Source organism: Clostridia bacterium, from assembly GCA_012841935.1.
Taxonomy (GTDB): Bacteria; Bacillota; Peptococcia; order DRI-13; family DTU073; genus DUTS01.
In genome coordinates this window covers 1-5,850 of the sequence record DUTS01000091.1, presented here as the reverse complement: position 1 = coordinate 5,850, position 5,850 = coordinate 1, and the positions used below count along the sequence as shown (strand labels likewise).

General features: G+C 36.5%; 9 protein-coding genes. All 9 read left to right on the top strand.

Features of this window, described 5'->3' with window-relative positions; all coding sequences use genetic code 11:
* The coding region (locus tag GX687_05130; protein HHX96822.1) for an electron transport complex subunit RsxA at positions 1–486 on the top strand (486 nt) is incomplete at its 5' end.
* 19 nt (positions 487–505) lie between these two features.
* Positions 506–1,378 (top strand): RnfABCDGE type electron transport complex subunit B, encoded by an 873-nt coding sequence (locus GX687_05125; GenBank protein HHX96821.1) that lies wholly within the window; start codon positions 506–508, stop codon positions 1,376–1,378.
* A gap of 10 nt (positions 1,379–1,388) precedes the next feature.
* Positions 1,389–2,405: an FAD:protein FMN transferase gene (locus GX687_05120; protein HHX96820.1), complete on the top strand. Its 1,017-nt coding sequence runs from the start codon at positions 1,389–1,391 to the stop codon at positions 2,403–2,405.
* On the top strand, positions 2,398–2,772 hold the full coding sequence (locus GX687_05115; protein ID HHX96819.1) for a NusG domain II-containing protein: 375 nt from the start codon (positions 2,398–2,400) through the stop codon (positions 2,770–2,772). Before GX687_05120 ends, GX687_05115 begins: the two co-directional genes overlap by 8 nt.
* A gap of 11 nt (positions 2,773–2,783) precedes the next feature.
* Complete coding sequence (locus GX687_05110) at positions 2,784–3,278, top strand: Gx transporter family protein (GenBank protein HHX96818.1); 495 nt, start codon at positions 2,784–2,786, stop codon at positions 3,276–3,278.
* 79 nt (positions 3,279–3,357) lie between these two features.
* The gene (gene sigK / locus GX687_05105) at positions 3,358–4,053 is read left to right on the top strand and encodes an RNA polymerase sporulation sigma factor SigK (GenBank protein HHX96817.1); all 696 of its coding nucleotides are present in this window, start codon (positions 3,358–3,360) and stop codon (positions 4,051–4,053) included.
* Positions 4,054–4,142: 89 nt separating this feature from the next.
* Positions 4,143–4,628: a YqeG family HAD IIIA-type phosphatase gene (locus GX687_05100; GenBank protein HHX96816.1), complete on the top strand. Its 486-nt coding sequence runs from the start codon at positions 4,143–4,145 to the stop codon at positions 4,626–4,628.
* 1 nt (position 4,629) lies between these two features.
* Positions 4,630–5,136, top strand: a complete 507-nt coding sequence (locus tag GX687_05095) for a shikimate kinase (GenBank protein HHX96815.1) — start codon at positions 4,630–4,632, stop codon at positions 5,134–5,136.
* Positions 5,137–5,214: 78 nt separating this feature from the next.
* A partial coding sequence (gene tadA / locus GX687_05090; protein ID HHX96814.1) for a Flp pilus assembly complex ATPase component TadA occupies positions 5,215–5,850 on the top strand: 636 nt, incomplete at its 3' end.

Genomic DNA, 5,850 nt, shown 5'->3' with positions numbered 1-5,850 from the left:
GTTTCGCAAAAACTTTCCTCAGCAGTGGGAATGGGAGTAGCGGTTACCTTTGTTTTGACACTGGCCTCCTTGATTACCTGGCTTCTGCAAACTTTCGTCTTGGAGGTTTGGGGAATTAGCTATTTACAAACTATTGCTTTTATTTTAGTAATTGCTTCTTTGGTTCAATTTGTGGAAATGGTAATGCGGAAAAAAACACCTGAGCTTTATGAAGCTCTGGGAGTATATTTACCTTTGATTACTACTAATTGTGCTGTATTAGGTGTGGCTATTTTAAATATCCAGAAATCTTATGGTTGGTTGGCTACTTTAGCTAATAGTTTGGGTAATGCCTTAGGTTTTACTTTGGCTTTGATTCTTTTTGCGGGAATTAGGGAAAGGCTGGAATTTGCGGAAATTCCACGGAGTTTAAAGGGTCTGCCGATTGCTTTGATTACAGCTGCTTTGATGTCAATAGCTTTTTTAGGTTTTAGCGGCCTTTTATAAAGAAATGCGGAGGTAGAAGATGATGATCTATGCAGTTTTAAGTTTGGCTGTTTTAGGCGGTCTCTTTGGTGTAATTCTCGGGGCCGCTGAACGGAAATTTGCCGTGGAAACAGATCCACGTATTGACTCTTTAATTGAAATTTTACCGGGAGCTAATTGTGGTAGTTGTGGTTACCCTGGTTGTAGTGCTTATGCCGAAGCAGTAGCTGCTGGTGAGGCCCCTTTGGATGCTTGTACTCCTGGAGGAGCTCAAGTTGAACAAGCTATTGCTCGAATTATGGGTAAAGAAGTTGGTGAATCTAAAGAAAGGGAAGTAGCACAACTTTTATGTGCTGGTGGACAAGAAGAAGCTGCTTTACTTTATAATTATGAAGGAATTCATGATTGTCAAAGTGCTGCTATTTTATTCCAAGGTCCGAAAGTTTGTAATTATGGCTGTTTAGGCTTGGGTAGTTGTGTAGAAGCCTGCCCCTGGGGTGCAATTCAAATGGGGGATAATCATTTGCCGCTTATCGATTTTGAATTATGTACAGGATGCGGAGTTTGTGTGGAGATTTGTCCCCAACAAGTTCTTAAATTATCTAAAATATCACAGTTAGTTTTTGTTCGCTGTCGTAATTTAGATAGAGCTCGTGAGGCCAGAAAAGCTTGTAAAATAGCTTGTATCAAATGTAAAATTTGTGAAAGAACTTGTCCAGAAGGTGCCATTGTGGTTCAAAGTAATGAACATGGCAGTGTGGCTGTTATTGATGAAACTAAATGTACTAATTGTGGTCTTTGTGTAGAAAAATGTCCTACTAAAGTAATCGAACAAATTCTGCCTATTACTAGTCATTATGTAAAAAAAGAGGAACAAGTACACGCTTGCCAAAATTGCAATCTTTGTCAGTAGGTGTGTTTAAATGAAAAAGTTTTTTTTAGGTGCGTTATTACTATTGATTTTAATTTCTGGTTATGTTTTTAGGGAAAAAGAAGTAGTTCAAGAGGAGTTTTTAATGGATACTTTTGTCAGTATTAGTGCTTATGGTGCTAATACTGATTTTTTAAAGGAAAATGTGGAGGCCGCCTTTCGGGAAATGCGGCGGATTACCGGGTTAACAGAACGATTTTCTCCGGAAAGCATGGAAAGTAATGTACAGCAAATTAATCAGGAGGCTGGTAAAAAACCGGTAAAGGTAGATCCCCTTGTTTGGGAGATGCTTTCAGAAGCTAAAAAATATCAGCGGCTTACTAATGGTGCTTTTGAAATTACAATTGGTCCCTTAGTAGATTTATGGAAGACAGCAGGTCAAAGGCAAGAAGTGCCTACCACGGACGAATTAAAAGCAGTATTAATGTTGGTTAATAGTGATAATTTAATTCTGGATGCCGAAAAACAAACGGCTTTTTTAAGTAAAGCAGATATGTCGCTTGATTTAGGGGCTGTGGCCAAAGGGTATGCAGTGGAAAGTGCAGCAGAAGTTTTAAAAACTGCAGGAATAAAAAAAGCGATCATTAATGCAGGTGGGGATCTTAAAGTGATCGGTAAAAAAAAGCGGTTTCCTGGCTGGCAAATCGGTATTCAAAATCCCCGTGATTCAAAGGGGGTAATTGGAGTTTTAACTCTGGAAAATGAGGCGGTAGCTACTTCTGGGGATTATCAGCGGGTAATTAAAATAGGAACAAATGAATACCATCACTTATTATCTACTGAAAATGGCTATCCGGTAAATTATAATCAAAGTGTAACTATTATCTGTCCTCATGCTGGACAAGCAGATCTTTTATCTACAGCTTTGTTTTTATTAGAATCTAAACAGGCTTTAGATTTAGTCGACCAACTTCCTGATGTGGAAGTCGTAATTGTTACGGCTGAGGGGGAAATTTTAATTAGTTCAGGTTTAGAAAATAAATTCCATCGGGGGGAAAATTATGACTAAAGCCGATTTGCGTTTAGTCCTAATTATTTTTCTTTTAGGTTTATTTTGTCTGCTGGGACGGAATCTGTTATTTTCCCCCAAAGAAGAAATAAAGCAAGTAGTTTTTAAGGTTGAAGGTAAAGTTGTTGAAACAGTTGTGTTGTCCGCGGAAAATGAACATCGAAAAATTGTTTTGGCAGGTAAATTAGGACCAGTAGTTGCGGAAATAGAGGGATTTAAAATACGCATTTTGTCTGCAGCCTGTCCTGACCAAATTTGTGTTGAACAAGGCTGGATAGAGCAGGCACCACAGACAATTATTTGTGTGCCCAATGAAATTGTTGTTTTTTTCAAAAGTGGGTCTTCTCTTGATGGGATTACTGGATAGGGAGGTAGGGCATGTTTTCCACTAGAAAATTGGTCTTGCTGTCTTTTTTAGTAACTTTGGCTGCTGCCTTAGGTTTTTTGGAAATGCACTTACCTAATCCTTTTCCTTTTCCGGGTGCTAAATTAGGTTTGGCTAATATTGTGACACTATTGGTACTTTATCTGTTTAGTGTTCGTGAAGGGATCTTGGTTTCCATTTTACGTGTTTGTTTCATTTCTTTTTTAAGTGGTACGTTTTTAGCGGTAGGTTTTTGGCTTAGTTTATCTGGGGCTTTGCTGAGTACTTTGGCTATGGCTGTAGTAATAAAATATTGGGCTTCCTTAAGTATTGTGGGGGTTAGTATTATAGGAGCCCTATTCCATAACTTGGGACAAATTTTTGTGGCTGCTTTTTTAATGCATACTCTGCATATTTTTTATTATTTGCCTTTTTTGCTGCTTGTGAGTTTGCCCACTGGTTTGCTGACAGGTTATTTGGCTCGTCTGCTGCGGCCTTTTTTAAGATAAAATCTGTATGACAGGCACATTATTGGCTCTTACTCCATAGAATTATCAATGACCGCAAAAAATGGAGGTGAGACCAATAATGGGTTTAGGGACAATAATTATTACTATTGCTACTTTAATTAATAGTTTATTATTACTAGCTTATTATTTAAATAATAATGCTTTTCCTCATCCACTTTCTGAACAGGATGAGTATTTTTATTTAAAAAAACTGCAAAAAGGGGATTTAGAGGCCCGTAATGTTTTAATAGAACATAATTTGCGTTTAGTAGCCCATATCGCAAAAAAATTTGACAATGTTCATGATGATAAAGATGATATTATTTCTATTGGTACTATAGGTTTAATTAAGGCCATTAATACTTTTAATCCCGAAAAAGGTGCGAAGCTGGCGACCTATGCGGCACGATGTATAGAAAATGAAATTTTAATGCACTTAAGGGCCACTAAAAAAAATAGGGGAGAAGTATCACTCTATGATCCCATTGGTGTAGATAAAGAGGGAAATGAAATTGCTTTGATTGATATCTTGGGAACAGATCCTGATATAGTTCCTGATGTGGTTTTAACTAATGTGGAATTTCAGCAGGTTTTGGAAAAAATTAAATATTTAAATCCCCGAGAAAAAAGGGTTTTGGAAATGCGTTTTGGTTTAAATGGCGGCTATCGTAAAACACAGCGGGAAATTGCTCAACAATTGGGTATTTCCCGTTCATATGTTTCTCGAATTGAAAAAAGAGCTTTGGAAAAGTTAATTAAGGAATTGAGAAAATAGTGCTGTTTTTGGGATGTTGTTAAAATAAATACTTAATAATCGCCTACTTTTATGATAGAATGTTTGTAGAAATTTGGTAGGAGATGATAATGAGTATTTTAAAACCAGATTTAGTAGTAGCTTCACTTGCCGATATTGATCTCAATTTCTTTTGGAAACAGGGTAAACGAGGCATAATTTTGGACCTTGATAATACAATAACTTTATGGAACAGTAAAGAAATAATGGCTCCAGAATTATTTTTTTTGGAAAAGGTTTTAGCCTTAAATTTTAAAATTTGTTTATTAACTAATGCTGGTTACAAGAGAACCAAAATTGTAGCTCAAAGGTATCAGCTCCCTTTTATAGCTAATGCTTTTAAACCTCGGAAAAAAAATTTCATCAAGGCTTTAGAAAAAATTAGCTTATTGCCAGAACAGGTTTTGGTGATTGGTGATCAGCTTTTTACAGATATTTGGGGAGGTAATCGAGTTGGCTGTTATACAATTTTGGTTACCCCACTTTCAATTAAGGAATTCCCAGGGACAAGGTTAATTAGGATTTTGGAGCAGCTTATAAAACGGAGGTATTTTTAGTTTGCGAACCAATCTGATTTTAATTGGTTTTATGGGTACTGGAAAAACAGCCATTGGCCGAAGATTGGCTGTACATTTGAAAAAAGAGTTTTATGATACAGACCTGGAGGTAGAAAAGACTACAGGTCTAACGATTTTGCAATTGTTTCAAAAACATGGTGAAATTAGATTTCGTTCCGAAGAAAGTTTAGTTTTAAGACGCCTTCTAAAAAAAGAAAATTGTGTTTTGGCTACTGGTGGGGGCATAGTTTTAGATGCAGATAATGTGGAATTAATGAAAAAAAGGGGAATAATTATTTGCCTAATGGCTAGACCGGAGGTAATTTATCAGCGGGTGAAAAAAAGGGAAAATCGACCTTTATTACAAAAGGGAGATCTTAAGCAAATCATTAAGCAACTACTTACAGAACGTCAAGCTTATTATAATTGTGCTGATTATTATTTGGATACATCAGATTTGCATTTTGATGAAATTATTGAAAAAATAGTGAGTTTAATAAACGAATAGAATTAATGGCAGGGATTTAGGGAATAAAGTCGAATATTTTTAATAGGGTAAACTTTTGGTTTTTAGGGGGCGTGGTGAGTGAATGTTGTTAATATATTAAAAAAAGCAATTGAAGTTGGGGCTTCTGATATTCATTTTTCGGTCGGGGCTCATCCTACTTTTCGTATTGGGGGTAAATTGGTACGTTGGGAGGATGAGGATTTTCAGACACAAAGGATTATGCGTGATAGTATAATTAAAATAATTCACGAAATTATGACCCAAGAGCAATTGTCTGCATGGCAGGCCAAGGGTGAATATGATTTTTCATATTCTCTCCCCGGAATAGGTCGTTTTCGGGTTAATGTTTTTAAACAGCGGGGATGTCCAAGCCTGGCAATTCGTCCTGTTCCTTATGAAATACCCCCTTTAGAAAGATTAGGGATCCCAGAATCTATTATAAAACTATCCCAAAAAAAAGATGGTTTGGTTTTAGTTACAGGAGCAACTGGTTGTGGAAAGTCCACAACTTTAGCTGCCTTAATTAACGAAATTAATAAGACCGAAGAAAAACACATTATTACCATTGAGGATCCAATTGAATATCTTTATCAACATAAAAAAAGTATTGTTAATCAGAGAGAATTAGGAGGAGATACAAATTCATTTTCCGGGGCTTTGCGGGCTTGTTTACGACAGGATCCGGATGTAATATTAATTGGAGAAATGCGTGAT